Annotated in this window: 16 protein-coding genes; 7 read left to right on the top strand and 9 right to left on the bottom strand. The window is 71.3% G+C overall.

What is annotated here, in order from left to right; all coding sequences use genetic code 11:
• The first annotated feature begins 203 nt into the window (after positions 1-203).
• Positions 204-1,541 (top strand): NCS2 family permease, encoded by a 1,338-nt coding sequence (locus MQH31_RS18720; RefSeq protein WP_372488186.1) that lies wholly within the window; start codon positions 204-206, stop codon positions 1,539-1,541.
• A 113-nt stretch (positions 1,542-1,654) separates the two neighbouring features.
• The gene (locus tag MQH31_RS18715) at positions 1,655-2,002 is read left to right on the top strand and encodes a hypothetical protein (RefSeq protein WP_243013318.1); all 348 of its coding nucleotides are present in this window, start codon (positions 1,655-1,657) and stop codon (positions 2,000-2,002) included.
• Positions 2,003-2,110: 108 nt separating this feature from the next.
• Here the strand turns inward: MQH31_RS18715 and MQH31_RS18710 are convergent, their stop codons facing one another.
• The 5 genes from MQH31_RS18710 to MQH31_RS18690 form a co-directional block, all read right to left on the bottom strand.
• Positions 2,111-2,965 carry a FadR/GntR family transcriptional regulator gene (locus MQH31_RS18710; protein ID WP_243013317.1) on the bottom strand — a complete coding sequence of 285 codons (855 nt, stop codon included), beginning with the start codon at positions 2,963-2,965 and terminating at the stop codon, positions 2,111-2,113.
• 85 nt (positions 2,966-3,050) lie between these two features.
• Positions 3,051-3,842, bottom strand: coding sequence for a 3-oxoacyl-ACP reductase (locus MQH31_RS18705; RefSeq protein ID WP_243013316.1), 792 nt, complete (start codon positions 3,840-3,842; stop codon positions 3,051-3,053).
• Positions 3,839-5,230: an aldehyde dehydrogenase family protein gene (locus tag MQH31_RS18700; protein WP_243013315.1), complete on the bottom strand. Its 1,392-nt coding sequence runs from the start codon at positions 5,228-5,230 to the stop codon at positions 3,839-3,841. Before MQH31_RS18700 ends, MQH31_RS18705 begins: the two co-directional genes overlap by 4 nt.
• Positions 5,227-5,997, bottom strand: coding sequence for a gamma-glutamyl-gamma-aminobutyrate hydrolase family protein (locus MQH31_RS18695; RefSeq protein WP_243013314.1), 771 nt, complete (start codon positions 5,995-5,997; stop codon positions 5,227-5,229). Before MQH31_RS18695 ends, MQH31_RS18700 begins: the two co-directional genes overlap by 4 nt.
• Positions 5,998-6,049: 52 nt before the next feature.
• Positions 6,050-7,441 carry a glutamine synthetase family protein gene (locus MQH31_RS18690; RefSeq protein WP_243013313.1) on the bottom strand — a complete coding sequence of 464 codons (1,392 nt, stop codon included), beginning with the start codon at positions 7,439-7,441 and terminating at the stop codon, positions 6,050-6,052.
• A 195-nt stretch (positions 7,442-7,636) separates the two neighbouring features.
• Here MQH31_RS18690 and MQH31_RS18685 point away from each other — a divergent pair, with 195 nt between their 5' ends.
• Positions 7,637-9,166 carry an amino acid permease gene (locus MQH31_RS18685; RefSeq protein WP_243013312.1) on the top strand — a complete coding sequence of 510 codons (1,530 nt, stop codon included), beginning with the start codon at positions 7,637-7,639 and terminating at the stop codon, positions 9,164-9,166.
• A 126-nt stretch (positions 9,167-9,292) separates the two neighbouring features.
• Positions 9,293-10,222: an alpha/beta fold hydrolase gene (locus MQH31_RS18680; RefSeq protein WP_243013311.1), complete on the top strand. Its 930-nt coding sequence runs from the start codon at positions 9,293-9,295 to the stop codon at positions 10,220-10,222.
• A 168-nt stretch (positions 10,223-10,390) separates the two neighbouring features.
• On the opposite strand, the gene MQH31_RS18675 is transcribed toward MQH31_RS18680, so the two are convergent.
• The 3 genes from MQH31_RS18675 to MQH31_RS18665 form a co-directional block, all read right to left on the bottom strand.
• Complete coding sequence (locus MQH31_RS18675) at positions 10,391-11,134, bottom strand: glycosyltransferase family A protein (protein ID WP_243013310.1); 744 nt, start codon at positions 11,132-11,134, stop codon at positions 10,391-10,393.
• Positions 11,135-11,231: 97 nt separating this feature from the next.
• Complete coding sequence (locus MQH31_RS18670) at positions 11,232-12,107, bottom strand: fumarylacetoacetate hydrolase family protein (RefSeq protein ID WP_134535007.1); 876 nt, start codon at positions 12,105-12,107, stop codon at positions 11,232-11,234.
• Positions 12,108-12,136: 29 nt separating this feature from the next.
• Complete coding sequence (locus MQH31_RS18665) at positions 12,137-13,969, bottom strand: DNA-3-methyladenine glycosylase 2 family protein (protein ID WP_372488188.1); 1,833 nt, start codon at positions 13,967-13,969, stop codon at positions 12,137-12,139.
• A 225-nt stretch (positions 13,970-14,194) separates the two neighbouring features.
• On the opposite strand from MQH31_RS18665, the gene MQH31_RS18660 reads away from it, so the two are divergent.
• Positions 14,195-15,412 (top strand): PrsW family intramembrane metalloprotease, encoded by a 1,218-nt coding sequence (locus tag MQH31_RS18660; protein ID WP_243013309.1) that lies wholly within the window; start codon positions 14,195-14,197, stop codon positions 15,410-15,412.
• 241 nt (positions 15,413-15,653) lie between these two features.
• On the top strand, positions 15,654-16,025 hold the full coding sequence (locus MQH31_RS18655; protein ID WP_134534993.1) for an FKBP-type peptidyl-prolyl cis-trans isomerase: 372 nt from the start codon (positions 15,654-15,656) through the stop codon (positions 16,023-16,025).
• A gap of 35 nt (positions 16,026-16,060) precedes the next feature.
• Here the strand turns inward: MQH31_RS18655 and MQH31_RS18650 are convergent, their stop codons facing one another.
• Positions 16,061-16,345, bottom strand: a complete 285-nt coding sequence (locus tag MQH31_RS18650; RefSeq protein ID WP_241976295.1) for a DUF167 domain-containing protein — start codon at positions 16,343-16,345, stop codon at positions 16,061-16,063.
• Positions 16,346-16,413: 68 nt separating this feature from the next.
• On the opposite strand from MQH31_RS18650, the gene MQH31_RS18645 reads away from it, so the two are divergent.
• Positions 16,414-16,821 carry a hypothetical protein gene (locus MQH31_RS18645; RefSeq protein ID WP_134534992.1) on the top strand — a complete coding sequence of 136 codons (408 nt, stop codon included), beginning with the start codon at positions 16,414-16,416 and terminating at the stop codon, positions 16,819-16,821.
• Positions 16,822-16,842: the final 21 nt, after the last annotated feature.

The following is a 16,842-nucleotide window of genomic DNA, read 5'->3' as shown; positions in this document are numbered from 1 at the left end:
GGTCGAGAGCGACAAGCGTAAGCTGGTAGCTGAGAATCAGCCGAGACGGCAGCCTGGAGAACCCCATTCCTGTTACACAGACCGACACGCCCACCCCGCTCCCGACCGGCCTGAAGGCGCGTCTCGACCGATACTTCGAAATCACGACCCGTGGTTCCAGCTGGAGCCGTGAAATCCGCGGCGGCCTCGTCACCTTCGTGACCATGGCGTACATCGTCATCCTCAACCCCCTCATCCTCGGCGGCTTCAGCGCAGACCAGGCGTCTGTCGACGTCGTCGGCGGCTGGCTCCCGAACGCCCAGGTCGCCGCGGTCACCGCGCTCACCGCCGGCGTCATGACGATCCTCTTCGGCGTGATCGCCCGGCTGCCGTTCGGCTTCGCGGCCGGCCTCGGCATCAACTCCTACCTCGCCGTGAGCGTCGTCGGGCAGGTCACCTGGCCGGAGGCGATGGGCCTCGTGCTCATCAACGGGCTCATCATCGTGCTCCTGGCCTCGACCGGGCTCCGCGAGATGATCTTCAACGCCGTTCCGCACCAGCTCAAGATTGCCATCACCGTCGGCATCGGCCTGTTCATCGCGTTCATCGGCCTGGTCGACTCCGGTTTCGTGCGCTCGAGCGGGCTCGCGAGCCCGCCCGTGCAGCTCGGCGACAACGGGTCGATCGTGACCCTGCCGACCACCGTGTTCGTGATCGGCCTGCTCCTGATCGGCGTGCTCGTGGCCCGCAAGGTCAAGGCCGCCATCCTGATCGGAATCGTCGCGACGACGGTCATCGCCGTCGTCCTCGAGGCGATCTTCAAGGTCGGGCCCTCGTTCAGCACCAACCCGTACGGCTGGAACCTCAACGCACCCGTGCTCCCGACGACCGCGGTGTCCCTGCCCGACCTGAGCCTGCTCGGCCACATCAGCTTCGGCGCCTTCGACCGGATCGGCGTGCTCGCCGCACTCATGCTCGTCTTCACGCTCGTCTTCACGAACTTCTTCGACGCGATGGGCACCATGACCGGCCTCGCGACCGAGGCAGGCCTCGCGGACAAGAAGGGCAACTTCCCCCGGCTCAAGTCGGCCCTGATCGTCGAGGGCGTCGGCGCCGTGCTCGGCGGCGCGACGTCGGGCTCCTCCAACACCGTGTTCGTCGAATCCGGTGCCGGCATCGGCGAGGGCGCCCGCACCGGGTTCGCGAACATCATCACGGGGCTCCTGTTCCTCGCCGCGATGTTCTTCACCCCGCTGACCCAGATCGTCCCCCTCGAGGTCGCCGCGGCCGCGCTCGTCATCGTCGGCGCGATGATGGTCTCGCAGATCCGGTTCATCGACTTCAGCGAATTCTCGATCGTCTTCCCGGTGTTCCTCACGATCATCGTGATGCCGCTGACGTACTCGATCGCCAACGGGATCGGCGCCGGCTTCATCAGCTGGGTCATCGTGCGCTCGTTCTCCGGCAAGTTCCGCGAGATCAGCCCGCTGCTCTGGATCGTCGCGGTCGGCTTCCTGGTCTTCTTCGTGCGCGGCCCGATCGAGGCCCTGATCGGCGGCTGACCCTCGAATCAGTAAGGCCGGATGCGGGGGATAGCCCCATGGTCGGCGGCAGGCCGGCTTCGTACTCTGGAAGAGAGCCGCCACCCGCGGCCGAATCCCAAGGAGAACCCAGAATGTCCACGCTGCATCCCGACCAGACGACACCGCCAGCCGCGTACGAGGCCCCGCCGGCATACGCCTACCCGCCTGCAGCGCCGGTGCGGCCCAGCAGCCCGCTCGCGCTGACGAGCCTCGTGCTCGGCCTCGTCTCGATCCTCGCCGGCTGGACCTTCGTGGCCCCGATCGTCGGGATCGTCACCGGCGTGCTCGCCCTCGGCCGGGAACCGTACGCCCGCACCATGGCCCTCTGGGGCATCGTGCTCAACGCCGTCATGCTCGCGGGAGTGTTCCTGCTGCTGGTGCTCGGCCTCGTCTTCGGGCTCGCCTTCCTGCCGTTCCTGCCCTTCGCCTTCGCCCTCTGAGCCGCTATCGTCGCCGACACTCGCCGTCAGCTCCGACCGTCGCCGTTCTGCCGGCGATTCTCGGCACGAACGGCGAGGTCTCGGCCCGGCCGCGGCATCCGGATCGCGCTATTCGAGGAAGCCGCGCAGCAGGAGGGCGGTGCCGGCGAGGTGCTCGGCCATCGCCTGCGCGGCCGCATCGGGCCGGCCGGCGAGGATCGCCGCGACGATCTCCTCGTGCTGCCGGTCCGAATGCGCGATGTTCGGGCCGAGGAGCGGGATGGCGTCGAGGAGCTCGTTGACCCGCATCCGCACCTCGGCGAGGAGCGGAACGAGCGAGGGTGAACCCGCCAGCTCCCCGATCATGAGGTGCAGCCGCGAGTCGAGCCGCCGGTAGTCCGCGCTCGTCGCTGCCCGGGACTCGGCCAGGCTCGCCCAGAGCTGTTCCCGCGCGGCCTGCCCGAGCGCACGGGCAGCGGCGTGCCGGGCGGCGCCCACCTCGAGAATCTCACGCAGGGTGAGCGCGTCGTCGATCTCGCGCGCTGGCGGCACCCGCCGGGCGAGCGGATGCGCCGACGCCGGAACCCCGGAGACCGCAGCACCCCCGTCGGTCCCGTCCGTGGCCCCGGAGCCGCTCATGGCCGGGTCCGCGACTCGGGTCGCGCTGCCGGTGGCGCCGGTCCCCTCGGCGGTCGCGCTACCGGTTCCCGGCAGGACCTCGGTCACGAAGGTGCCGCCGTATCGCCCGCGCCGGGCGACCAGGTACCCGGCGTCGGCGAGGCTCTTGAGTGCATCCCTCAGGGTGTCGCGGCTCACCGCGAGCATCGCCGCGAGTTCGCGTTCGGAGGGGAGCCGCTCGCCGGGGGCGATCAGGCCGAGACGCACCGTCTGCAGCAGCCGCTGCACGGTCTCCTCGAAGGCGTTGCCGCCGTGCACCGGCCGGAGCAGGAGGCCGCTGTCGCGGCCGGGGGATTCATCGATCATGGTGGGTCCGTTACGTTTACCGGTGTCCAGTTGACCACAGATTCCGTGGGCCTCCGGTCTCCAGGCCGTGCTCGTGCTCGCGGGCCTACAGGGGCGTGACGTACGCCGAGCTGATGCCGCCGTCGACGAGGAACGTCGACCCGGTGATGAAGGAGGAGTCGTCGCTCGCGAGGAACGCGACGGCGGCGGCGAGTTCGGCGGGCTCGGCGAAGCGACCGACCGGGATGTGCACGAGCCGCCTGGCCGCCCGCTCCGGGTCCTTCGCGAAGAGTTCCTGGAGCAGCGGCGTGTTCACCGGGCCGGGGCAGAGCGCGTTGACCCGGATGCCCTGCCGCGCGAACTGCACCCCGAGCTCCCGGCTGAGGGCGAGCACCCCGCCCTTCGACGCCGTGTAGGAGATCTGGCTCGTCGCCGAGCCGAGCACCGCGACGAAGGAGGCCGTGTTGATGATCGATCCGCTGCCCTGCAGTGTCATGTGGCGGAGGGCCGCCCGGCAGCAGAGGTAGACCGACTTCAGGTTGACGTCCTGCACGCGCTGCCAGGCGGGCAGCTCCGTCGTCTCGATCGAGTCGTCGTCCGGTGGCGAGATGCCGGCGTTGTTGAAGGCCACGTCCACGGAACCGTAGGTGTGCTTCGCCGTGTCGAAGAGGGCGTTGACCTCGTCCTCGTCCGTCACGTCGACCTTCACGAACAGGCCGCCGACGTCGGCCGCGGCGACGCGACCCGCGGCCTCGTCGAGGTCGCCGATCACGACCGTCGCGCCCTCCGCTGCGAACCGGCGGGCGGTCGCGAGGCCGATCCCGCTCGCTCCGCCCGTGATCACGGCGACCTTCCCGGCGAGTCGCTGGGTCAGGTCGATCGGGGTGATGGTGCTCATGGCTGCTCCTGGTGATTGGGGGTGGAGATCTCGTCGACGGCGATGAAGACGTTCTTCGTCTCGCTGAAACTCAGGGGGGCGTCCGGGCCCAGTTCGCGGCCGAGCCCGGACTGCTTGAACCCGCCGAACGGGGTCGAGTAGCGCACCGAGGAGTGCGAATTCACCGAGAGGTTCCCGGATTCGACGGCGCGCGCCACCCGGATCGCCCGGCCGACGTCGCGGGTCCAGATCGAGCCGGATAGGCCGTACGCCGTGTCGTTGGCGAGGCCGACGGCATCCGCTTCGCCGTCGAAGGGCAGGACGGTGACGACGGGGCCGAAGATCTCCTCCGTCGCTGTGCGGTCGGTGCGCGAGGGGGCCAGCACCGTCGGCGGGAACCAGAACCCGGGGCCGTCGGGCGCGCTGCCGCGGAAGAGCACGGGCGCGCCGGGCGGAACGTACCCGGAGACGCTCGCGAAGTGCTCCGCCGAGACGAGCGGGCCCATCTCCGTGCCGGGGTCGAGCGGGTCGCCGACGCGCACCGCGGCGACGGCGGGTTCGAGCAGTTCCACGAACCGGTCGTAGACGCTGCGTTCGACGAGGATGCGGCTGCGCGCGCAGCAGTCCTGGCCGGCGTTCTCGAACACCCCGGACGGCGCGGCCGCCGCGGCCTTCTCGAGGTCGGAATCGGCGAAGACGATGTTGGCGCTCTTGCCGCCGAGTTCGAGGGTGACCCGTTTCACCTGCGCGGCGCAGCCGGCCATCACCCGCTTGCCGACCGCGGTCGAGCCCGTGAAGACGACCTTCCGCACGGCGGGATGCGTGACGAACCGCTCGCCGACGACAGAACCACGACCGGGGAGCACCTGGAACAGGTGCTCGGGCAGGCCGGACTCGAGCGCGAGCTCGCCGAGGCGGATGCTCGACAGCGGCGTCCACTCCGCGGGCTTGAGCAGCACCGCGTTGCCGGCCGCGAGGGCGGGCGCGAAGCCCCACGCGGCGATCGTCATCGGGAAGTTCCACGGCGTGATGATGCCGACGACGCCGAGCGGCTCCTGGAAGGTGACGTCGAGGCCGCCGGCCACGGGGATCTGGCGCCCGAACATCCGCTCCGGCGCGGCGGAGTAGTACTCGAGCACGTCGCGCACGTGCCCGGCCTCCCAGCGGGCCTGGCTGAGCGGATGCCCCGAGTTCGTGACCTCGATCCGTGCGAGGTTCTCCCGGTCGCCGTCGACCGCTTCAGCGAAGCGGCGGAGCGCGGCCGCCTTGTCGGCGGGGGAGACCCGCGCCCAGGACCGCTGGGCGACGTGCGCCCGCTCGATCGCGGCATCCGTCGCCTCGAGATCCCGGTGCTCGACGACGGACACCACGGTCTCGTCGGCCGGGTTGACCACGGTGTAGCTGCTCACTCGGAGATCCTTTGGTTCGGTGCGGAGCGCGCGGCGCGGTAGCCGCGCGCGGCGTCGACGAGGCCCGCGAACAGGCGGAGGTCGTCGGGATCCTGCTCCGGGTGCCACTGCACGGCGACCCCGAAACCGGCGCCGGCGAGCTCGACGGCCTGCACGACGCCCTCCCCGGTCACGGCGGTCACGGACAGTCCGGCGCCGAGCCTGTCGATCGACTGGTGGTGGTAGACCGGCACGGTGACGGTCGACTGCGGGGCCTCGAGCAGGTCGTGCAGCCGGGAGTCGGGGGCGACGACGACGTCGACGACCCCGAACACCCCGCCCCCGGCCTGGTGCCCGGTGTGGCCGAGCAGGTCGGGAAGGTGCTGGTGCAGGGTGCCGCCGAGACTGACGTTGAGCAGCTGGGCGCCGCGGCAGATCCCGAGGAAGGGCAGGTCCCGCTCGATCGCGGCGCGGAGCAGCTCGTCCTCCCAGGCGTCCCTGTCCCGGCGCGGCTGGTCGGTGAGCGGATGCGCCGCCTGGCCGTACCGGGCCGGATCGACGTCCTTCCCCCCGGTCACGATCAGGCCGTCGAGGGCGTCGAGCACCCGGCCGACCGTCTCCGGGTTCGCGGGCTGGGGCGGAAGCAGCACGGCGATGCCGCCGGCGCGGATCACCGCGTCGAAATACACCTCGGGCAGGAACGCCGCGGACACGTCCCAGACCCCGGTCGTCGCCTGTTCGAGGTAGGTGGTCAGACCGATCAGCGGTGCGGAAACAGGTGCGGACACAGCTGCAGAAACAGGCGCAGAAACCGGTGCCGTGACCGGTGCTCGGTCCGGGTCAGAGCCGTTCAAAGCCGCGCACCCGTTCCCAGTCGGTCACCGCAGCGTCGTAGGCGGCGAGCTCGACCCTGGCGTTGTTCAGGTAGTGGTCGACCACGTCGTCACCGAAGGCCGCCCTGGCCACCTCCGACGAGGCGAACAACGCCGTCGCCTCCCGCAGCGAGCCGGGCACCCGGGCGGCGTCGCTCTCGTAGGCGTTGCCGGTGAAGGCATCCTCGAGGTCGAGCTCGTTCTCGATGCCGTAGAGCCCCGCCGCGATGAGCGCGCTGACCGCGAGGTACTGGTTCACGTCGCCGCCGGGCACCCGGTTCTCCACCCGCATGCCCAGGCCGCGGCCCACGACCCGCAGGGCGCAGGTGCGGTTGTCGAAGCCCCACTTGATCGCCGTCGGTGCGAAGCTGCCCGCGACGTACCGCTTGTACGAGTTGATGTTGGGCGCCGAGAACAGGGTCAGCTCGCGCATGACCGCGAGCTGACCGGCCAGGAACCGGCGGAACAGGGTCGACATGCCCCCGGCATCCGCCTGGTCGGCGAACACCGCGGTCCCGTCGGTGCCGCGCAGGCTGATGTGGATGTGGCAGCTGTTGCCCTCGCGCTCGTCGTACTTCGCCATGAAGGTGAGGCTCTTACCGTGCGCGTCGGCGATCTCCTTGGCCCCGTTCTTGTAGATCGAGTGGTTGTCGCAGGTCTCGAGCGCGGTCGCGTAGCGGAAGGCGATTTCCTGCTGGCCGAGGTTGCACTCGCCCTTGACGCCCTCGCAGTACATTCCGGCGCCGTCCATGGCGCGGCGGATGTCCCGCAACAGCGGCTCCATCCGGCTCGAGGCGAGCAGGGCGTAGTCGATGTTGTAGTCGCTCGCCGGGGTCAGGCCGAGGTAGCCCTTCTTCCAGGCGTCGCGGTAGCCGTCGTCGAAGACCATGAACTCGAGCTCGGTGCCCACGTAGGCCACGAGTCCGCGTTCGGCGAGGCGGGCGAGCTGCGCCTGGAGGATCTGCCGGGGCGAGGCGACGACGGGCGCCTCGTCGAGCCAGTGCAGGTCGGCCGTGACGAGCGCGGTGCCCGGCAGCCAGGGGGCCAGGCGCAGCGTGGTGAGGTCGGGGATCATCGCCATGTCGCCATAGCCGCGCGCCCAGCTCGACATCGCGTACCCGTCGACGGTGTTCATCTCGACGTCGACGGCGAGCAGGTAGTTGCAGCACTCCGCGCCGTGGCTCGCGACGTCCTCGAGGAAGAGTCGCGCAGACACCCGCTTGCCGACGAGGCGGCCCTGCATGTCGGTGAAGGCCACGATGACGGTGTCGATCGAGCCGGCCGCCACGAGCCCGGTGAGGTCCGTGAGGCTCAGGTAGCCGGTTCCGGTCCGGGTCTTCGGTGACTCGATCGGGGTCATGGGTGCTCCTCTTGGCGGGGGATTCGCGTGGGCATTCGAGGGGGGAACGGGATCAATGGCGCGTCAATTCGACCATTACAACACAGGATGCCCCGCCCGGGGGCAGAAATATTCTCAGCAGAAGACGTCCAAAGGTATGTACAGCGGGCCATTGCCCACCCTACAATCGTGCCACCCGAGGAAGAGGAGAGACCCGTGGCCGAGCCAGACAAGACGAGCGTTTCCGGCGTCACCTACACGCCGGCCGAGGCCGGCTACTTCGAGAAACGCAGCCTCAAGCGCACCGCCGGGTTCTGGGGGATCTGGGGGATGGGGATCGCCGCCGTGATCAGCGGCGACTTCTCCGGCTGGAACTTCGGACTCGCATCCGCCGGCTTCGGCGGCATGGCGATCGCCTTCGTGATCGTGGTGGTGATGTACTTCGCGATGCTGTTCTCGATCGGCGAGATGAGCGCGGCGATGCCGCACACCGGCGGCGCGTACTCCTTCGCCCGGGCGGCGATGGGGCCGTGGGGCGGGTTCGTCACCGGTCTCGCCGAGACGATCGAATACGTGGCGACGACGGCCGTGATCGTCTACTTCTCCGCGTCGTACGCGAACGGCATCACCGATGTGCTCTTCAGCTTCACGCTCCCCGCCTGGGTCTGGTGGATCATCCTCTACCTCGTCTTCATCGCCCTCAACACGGCGGGGGCCGCGGTCTCGTTCCGGTTCGCGCTCGTCGTCGCGTTCCTGTCGATCGCGATCCTCGCCGTCTTCGCCGTGCTCGCGCTCGCCTCCGGCCAGTGGAGCGTCGACAAGCTCTACGACATCGTCCCCGACGCCGGGCAGACCGCGTTCCTGCCGCACGGGGTGCTGCCGATCCTGTTCGCGCTGCCGTTCGCGATGTGGTTCTTCCTCGGCATCGAGGAACTGCCGCTCGCCGCCGAGGAGGCGCACGACCCGGCGAAGGACATCCCCCGCGGCGGCATCATGGGCATGATCACCCTCGTCGCGTGCGGAGCCGTCGTCCTCGTGCTGAACCCAGGGCTGACCGGTTCCGACTCACTCGGCGCCTCCGGCGAGCCCCTCCTCGACGGGTTCCGGGCGATCCTGCCCGACGGCCTCGCCGCGGTGCTCAGCGCGTTCGCCCTGATCGGGCTGCTCGCCTCGCTCCAGGGCATCATGTTCGCCTACGGCCGCAACATGTACTCGCTCAGCCGGGCCGGCTACTACCCGAAGTTCCTCTCGCTGACCGGCAAGCGGCAGACCCCGTGGGTCTCCCTCCTCGTCGGCGCCGTGATCGGGTTCCTCGGCCTCGTGATCGTCGACCTCACCGGGGGCGCTGCGGGCACCGGCGGCGCGATCGTGCTCAACATCGCCGTCTGGGGCGCGGTGCTCGCCTACCTGCTGCAGATGACCTCGTTCGTGCTGCTCCGCCGCAACTTCGCCCACGTGAGCCGCCCGTACCTGAGCCCGATGGGCGTGCCCGGCGCCATCCTCGCCGGGGTGATCGCGCTCGCGATCTTCCTCGGCTTCCTGCTCAACGAGCTGTTCCGGCCGGCGATCGTGGCGATCGCGATCGTGTACGTCGTGATGCTCATCGGCTTCGCCCTGTTCGGGCGTAAGCAGCTCGTGCTCTCGCCGGAGGAGGAATATGCCCTCTCCGGCGGCACCCACGGAGACCCGCAGGTCGAGGGCTACGACGCCATGGAGAGCGAGGTCTTCCGGGACGACACCCACTGACGGCATCAGCTGACGACGTCCGCTGACGACACCCTCTGGCGTTCGCGCGGTCCGGTCGCGACCCCGCTGCGCAGCGGATGCCGCGCGCAGCCACCGGGGACGACCGGGCCGCGCTACTGTGTCAGCGTGTCCATCCGGGAGAGACGCCGCGGGGTGCACCGGCCGGCCGGCGTCCTCGAGATCGAGGTCAGCGCCGATCCGGCCGCGGCGCTCGACCTGACGCTCCAGGACCGGGACTGGACCGGGCTGCCGCAGGGCGCCAGAGCCTTCCGGTTCGAGGCCCCGAGCGGTTCACTCGCGGCGCTCGCCTGGGGCGAGCCGGGGCATCCGCGGGTCGTGCTCGTGCCGGGAGCGACGGGCTCGAAGGAAGACTTCGTGCTGCTCGCCCCGCTGCTCGCCGCCGCCGGCTACCTCGTGGAGAGTTACGACCTTGCGGGGCAGTACGAGTCGGCCGGCGCGGGACCCGGTGCCGGGGAGAGCTTCGACTACCGGCTCTTCGCCGCCGATCTCGTGGCCGTCCTCGAAGCTGGGGCGGGACCGGCGCACGTGCTCGGCTACTCCTTCGCCGGGATTGTCGCGGAGATCGCGCTCAGCGCGCGTCCGGAGTTGTTCGCGAGCCTCGCGCTGCTCGGCGCGCCGCCCCTGGCCGGCCAGACCTTCCGGGGTGTGCGCTGGATCGGGCCGCTCAGCTGGCTGCTGCCCGCGCCCACGATCGCGAGCCTGATGGTCTGGGGCCTCGTCACCAACCGCAACCATGCACCGCCCGGCCGGCTGCGGCTCGTGCGGGTGCGCTTCGAGTACACGCTGCGCCGGAGCGTCGACGAGATCATGCGGCTGATGAAGGACGCCCCCGACCTGCGGCCCGACCTCGCACGGAGCCCGGTTCCGCTGCTCGTCGCGGTCGGTGAACGGGATCTCTGGCCGGTCGGGCTGCACCGGGTCTTCGCCGCGCGCATCGGCGCCGGACTGTGCGTCTACCGCACCGGCCACAGCCCCTGCGAGACCACGCCGCACCAGCTCGCCCGCGACCCGCTGGCCCTCTACGCCCGCGCCTGAACCCGGGCGGGCCCTCGGCTCGCGCTCCTGCGGCGTAGCCGGTGGGCGATGTTCGCGCGCCAATTCCGCCGTTTCGCGCCAGGCATGCCTGGCGCGAAGCGGCGCACCGGGCGCGCGGCCTGCGGAGCTCGGCTCGTGGGGCGGCTCGCGCCGGTGGGGCGGCGCGGCTCAGCTGCGGAGGCGGCGCGCCCAGGCCCGGCGTGCCAGCCGCAGCCGCCACGGCGATCCCGCCGGCCCGTGCAGCGCGAGGGTGCGATACGCCCAGTCCAGCCGCCTGGCGATGCCCCGCCAGGTCTCGAAGGGCCGGGCGGAGATCCCGACCCGGAGGGTGGGGTCGAACCATACGGTCACCGAGGGCGGCAGGTGCAGGCTCAGGTCGAGGTCGTCGTGCACGTCGTCCCGCTCGCGGTGCACGAGGCCGCGCACCTCCGCCCAGACCGCGCGCCGCATCACGAAGTTCGACCCGAAGATCGGCGGCTGCGCGAGCCACAGCCCGATCAGCCGGAAGTATCCGCCGAGATACACGAACCGCCCGAGCGCGGCCACCCACCGCGGGCAGTCGTAGAAATCGCCCGGCCCGGTCAGGACGTCCACGAGGGGCGCGAGCGTGAGGATCGCCTCGGCGCGCGCGATCCAGTCCGGCGGCGGCACGGAGTCGGCGTCGAGCCGCGCGATCAGGTCACCCGATGCCGCGTCGTAGCCGGTCGCGGCGGCCGGCCAGATCCCGTGCACGGGTTCGACCACGAGAACGGCGCCGGCCGCCCGGGCGACGCGCGCGGAGGCATCCGTCGAGTCATTGTCGACGACGATCACCTCGTCCGCCGGCCGGGTCTGCGCCGCGAGCGCGGCGAGGACCACCTCGAGGAAGGCCGCGTCGTTGTAACAGGGGATCACGACCGAGATGGTGGTCACGGGGCCCCCTCTCGCCGCGCCGATTCGGGTCGGGTGCGGACTCGCCGCACATGCTACTCCCGGCCCGACCCGGCCCGACTCGCCGCCCCGCGGCTCGTCAGAGGGTGCGGCAGTGCGTGGTGAGGAGGCCGATCTTATCGATGGTGATGGTCACGGTCGAGCCGTCGTGCAGGAACACCGGGGGAGTGCGGCTGTAGCCGGCGCCGCCGGGGCTGCCCGTCGAGATGAGCGTGCCCGGCAGCAGCGTCGAGGTCTGGGAGAGATAGGACACCAGTTCGGCGACCGACCGCACCATGTCGCCGGTCGAGGCGTCCTGCATGATGCGCCCGTCGACGTGGGTGGTCAGGCCGAGGTCCTGCGGGTCGGCGATCTCGTCGCGGGTGACGACGATGGGGCCGGTCGGGGTGAAGCCGTCGAAGGACTTGCACCGCGACCACTGGGCCTCGGAGAACTGCAGGTTGCGGGCAGTGATGTCGTTGACGACCGTGTACCCGAACACGTAGTCGAGGGCGTCGCGCACCGAGACGTTGCGGGCCGGGCGCCCGATGATGACGCCGAGCTCCGCCTCGTAGTCGACCTGGGTGGCGATGTCGCTCGCCCAGGTGACCGTCGACCCGTGTCCGGTGAGTGAGTTCGGCCAGAGCGAGAACAGGATCGCGCCGGTCTCGGTCCGCAGCTTGAGCTCGTCGGAGTGTGCGGCGTAGTTCGCGCCGATCGCGATGATCTGCGGCGGCCGCAGCACGGCGGATGAGTAGCGCAGCTCCTCGAGCGGAGTGAGCGTCGCCCCGTGGGCTGCTGCGTTCTCGCTGAGCGCCCGCACCCGGTCGTATTCGGCGCTGCCGCGTTCGATCAGGTCCTGCAGGTCGCGCGGGGCGTCCTCGAGGACCTCGTCGAGAAAAAGCGCGGATTCCCCGAACACCGCCGCCAGGCGGGGCGTGGACTGGCCATCAACTCTGAGGTGCGCAAACTTCACCTGCCTAGAGTAGCCGCCATTCGTGCGCGCTACGCCGCAGCCGGCCCGGGGAGCCCGGCGGCCCGCCACAGGTGCATCCCGGCGTAGCTCCGCCAGGGAGCCCAGCTCCCGCCGTGTGCCGCGAGGGCGCGCGGGTCCGCCGGCAGGCCGAGCCGGGCGGCGCCCTGGCGGAGGGCCAGGTCGCTCGTGAGGAGGATGTCCGGACTCCCCAGCACGCGCATGGCCACGTAGCCGGCGGTCCACGGTCCGATCCCGGGCAGCGCGGTGAGCTTCCCGGTGAGGGACTCCCGGGAATCCGCGGTCGACAGCGCGAGCTCGCCGGTCGCGAGTGCTTCGGCGACGCCGAGGATCGCAGCGATCCTCCTGGCCGGTCCGCGCAGCACGCGGTGCCCGTCGGCCGCGATGCGTTCCGCCGTCGGAAACAGCCGGTCCAGGCCCGGCGCGGGCTCCGCGCCCGAGGCGGACGCGGGCGCCCGCGCCGGCAGGGTCTCTGTCGCCGGCGGGGTCGCTGTCGCCGGCAGGGCGAGCGGCAATGCTTCGCCGAGCTCCGCGCACAACCGGGTGAGTGCCGTGCGGGCGGACGCGACGGAGACCTGCTGCCCGAACAGCGCCCGGAACAGGGTCTCCTCCGGGTCCATGCTCCCGGGCAGGCGGATCCCCGGGGCCGCGCGCACCGCCCCCGCCAGCAGCGGGTCCGCGGAGAGCGCCCGGTCGATGGCCTGTGCGTCGGCGTCGAGGTCGAGCAACCGGCGCACCCGGCTCACGAGCGGGGCGAGGTCGTCGAGGCTGCCGAGCCGAGCCGTACAGGCCAGTTGGGGCGCGTCCGCGGTGCCGGCGAGGCTCAGCTCGACCGTCGCGGACCCGTGCGGCAGGCGCAGTGTGCGCGCATAGGTGCCCGGGCCGGCGAGCTCGACCCCCGGGATCGCCCGGGTGCCGAGAAACGCGAGCACCCCTGCCCCGTCGAACGGCGCTCGCGCGGGCAGCAGCAGGCGGATGCCCGTGCCCGGCCCGGCGAGAACGGCCGGCTCCCCGGGGGCGCGGCCGGCGGCATCCGCCCGGTCGGACACGAGGAGCGGGGGCCGCAGCGCTGAGGGGAGACCGGCCCCTGGCGCGGGCGCGGCGACCCGCGGGCCCGCGGGCTCCGGGCGCCGGTCGCGCGCGGCCGGCGCCGTGCGCGCGGTGGCCGATCGTCCTGCGTCGGTCGCGCCTCGAGCGGCCGCCCTGGTGTCGCCCGCGGGCCCGCCGGCACGTGTCGCGCGCGCCGAGCGGCGCAACTCGCCGGGAGTGCGCTCGTAGACCGCGGCGATCGTGTCGTTGAACTGGCGCACGCTGCCGAATCCGGCGGCGAAGGCAACCTCGCTGATCGGGAGGGCGGTGCCGAGCAGGAGCAGGCGCGCGGTCTGGGCGCGGTGCGCCCGGGCGAGGGCGAGGGGACCGGCGCCGAGCTCTGCGACGAGGACCCGGGTGAGGTGGCGCGGGGTGTAACCGAGGCGGCGGGCGAGGCCGGGCACGCCGTCGCGTTCGACGGTGCCGTCGTCGATCAGCCGCATCGCGCGCGCGGCGAGGTCGTCCCTCGTGTTCCAGTCGGGGGAGCCGGGCACCGCATCGGGCAGGCAGCGCTTGCAGGCGCGCAGGCCCGCCTCGTGCGCCGCGGCGCTCGTCAGGTAGAAGGTGACATTGCCCGGCCGGGGGGTCGCCGCCGGGCAGCTCGGCCGGCAGTAGATCCCGGTCGTGTGCACGCCCGTGATGAACTGGCCGTCGAAGCGCGCGTCTCGGGAGCTCATCGCGCGGTACCGTTCGGCGAAGACCGGGTCGGCCAGGCGGTCGTCGCCGCGTTCCGCGGTGCCGGACCGGGCGGTGATGCTGGACCGGCCGGTCGTGCCGGACCGGCCGGGCGAGTGTCTGATGGCGTCGGGAGGGGTCACGCATCCAGCCTGCCATCCCCGGCCCGGCGACGGTAGCGGAATTCGGACATCGCCGACCCCGCCGCACGAGCCCTGTACGAGCCCTGCACGAGCCGCGCGTGCTGCATGCGACCCCCGAACGCGGTGGGAGCCGCAACCGGCCTGGCCGCTATCCTGTGGGTCATGACCCTTGAGCCAGCTCCCGCACCCGGTGCCGCCGCCCCGACTCTCGGCGCTCCCACGACACCGGTGTCTCCGGTGTGGACCGCACCCGTGCGCCGCACCCCCGGCGGCCTGATCGCCCTGACGGTGATCGGGCTCGTGCTCGGGGGCCTGGCCCTGCTGCTCGTCTTCGTCTACCTGTCCACGTTCCTCGGCGCATCCGCCCTCGGGCTGTGCCTGCTGCTCGCCCTTGTGCCGCTCACCGGCATCCTGCTCGTGGTGCGCTGGATCGACCGCTGGGAGCCGGAACCCCGTCCGGCGCTCTGGTTCGCCTTCCTCTGGGGAGCCGGTATCTCCATCGTCACCGCCCTCGTCTTCGACCTCGGCGTGCAGCTCGCGCTCGCCGCGGCGGGGAGTTCCCGCCCCGGCTCCGAGGCCGGAGCAGGCACCGACGCGTTCGCCGCCGTGCTGCAGGCGCCCCTCGTCGAGGAGGGCGCGAAGGGCGTCGGGATCCTGCTGCTGTTCCTCGTGCTCCGGCGTCAGTTCGACGGACCCGTCGACGGCATCGTCTACGCGGCGACGATCGCGGCCGGCTTCGCGTTCTCCGAGAACATCCAATACTTCGGGGTGGCCATGCTCGAAGGCGGAACGGACAGCCTCGGCTTCACGTTCCTCGTGCGCGGGGTCTTCTCCCCGTTCGCCCACGTCACCTTCACCGCGTGCACCGGGATCGCGTTCGGCATCGCGAGCCGCAGCAGGGCCGGCGGCGCACTCGGCCGGGTGCTGATCGTCCTCGCCGGATTTGCGCTCGCGGTCGCCCTGCACGCACTCTGGAACGGCGCGGCCTACCTGCTCACGAGCGACTCCGCCCTGCTCTTCTACTACGTGCTCGTACAGCTCCCGCTCTTCATCGGCTACATCGTCGCCGTCGTGCTGCTCCGGCGCCAGGAGGAGCGGATCACCGTCGCCCGGCTCGGCGAGTACGCCGCGGCCGGCTGGTTCACGCCCCGCGAGGTCTCGATGCTCGCGACGGGTCCCGGGCGGCGGCAGGCGCGCGCCTGGGCCGCCGGGCAGCCGCGGCAACGTCGCCTCGCGATGCGCCGGTTCATCGCCGACGCGACCCGGCTCGCCTTCGCCAGGCAGCGGATGCTGAACGGCACCGCAGACCGGGTCGCCCGCGCCGACGAGGCCGAACTTCTCGCCCTCGTCCAGGCGCACCGGGCGGTCGTCATCGGCTGAGGGCAGGCATCCGCTGCCCGACGACGGATGCCGCGCGCGGCCGGTCGACGCGCGGCCGGTCGACGAGCGGCCGGTTAACGGGCTGCCGGTTGACGAGTGAACTCGTCATCCGGTGGTGTGGCACTGCCGACGACTCTCCCGGATGACGAGTTCTTGCTGACATCGTGCGCCTTCGAGGGGCGTTCGCGCAAGGGGTAATTTTCAGCGTGCATGCTGCCGGGATATCCGATTGGATGGGTGCATGACTGATCTGAACACCAAGCCCGAACTCGACGCACCGGAGGGCCCAGCGCCCACGGAGCTCTCCATTACCGACATCGTGGTTGGCGAGGGCGCCGAGGCGACTCCCGGCGCGACCGTCGACGTGCACTACCTCGGTGTCGAATACGACACCGGCGACGAATTCGACTCCTCGTGGAGCCGTGGCCAGTCGATCAACTTCCCGTTGCGCTCGCTCATCGCGGGCTGGCAGCAGGGCATCCCCGGCATGAAGGTCGGCGGGCGTCGCAAGCTCGTCGTGCCGCCGCACCTGGCGTACGGTCCCGCCGGCGGAGGACACCGCCTCTCCGGTCAGACCCTCATCTTCGTGATCGACCTGCGCGGCGTCAGCTAGGCCGCACCGCTACCGGCGGTTCCCGTGCGCATCGATCACGACTCGTGGTCGATGCGCACGTGTTTAACCCGCGAGGTGTGTCCGCGCACGATCGTGACGGCGCTCTTCGAGACGGCGAAGTGCTTCGCGAGCAGCTTGACGAGGGCGTCGTTGGCGGCGCCCTCGACGGCCCGCTGCTGCAGGTAGACCGTGAGCGAGGCATCCGCCGGAGCGCTCGTCGTCGCAGGGGTGCCGAGCGCGGCCGGGTCGTCGACGGCGACGAGGGGACCCTTGCGGCTGCCGGGCTTGACGTGCACCGTCAGGTTCACGGTTCGGGTCACGGTACTGCCTCCTGAAAACTCTTCCCTTCAACGCTAGTGGTCTGCGTTCGTCCGGATGAGAATGTCCCATGATCTCAATTGACTGCGCCCGCGCCCTCGAAGCCGCCGGGCTCGCCTGGCGGCCGTCCTCCGGCGACGCGTTCCGGATCGAACGGGCCGGCTTCGACGTCGAGGTGTTCACGGTCAGCGAGATGACCATCGAGCCGCACGAATTCGACACCGGCACCATTCTCGGGTTCAACGGAACGACCGAATGGGCACTCGACTCGCTCGCCCTCGAAGACGCCCTCTGGCTCCCAAGGGAGGACCAGCTCCGGGAGATGCTCGGAGCGGCCTTCCACTCCCTCGAACGGCTCGGCGACGACGCCTACCGGGTCACCGCGCTGCTCGCGGGAACGCTCGAGGCCGTCGAGGCGGCCGACGTGGCGGATGCCTACGGGCTGGCCGTGCTCCGCTTCCTGCGCCTCAGCCGGTAGTCGAGGCCGCTGGTCGAGGCC

This window comes from Cryobacterium zhongshanensis, assembly GCF_022760445.1.
Lineage (GTDB): Bacteria > Actinomycetota > Actinomycetes > Actinomycetales > Microbacteriaceae > Cryobacterium > Cryobacterium algoricola.
The sequence above is the reverse complement of the archived record's forward strand: the minus strand, read 5'-3'. Positions and strand labels throughout refer to the sequence as shown.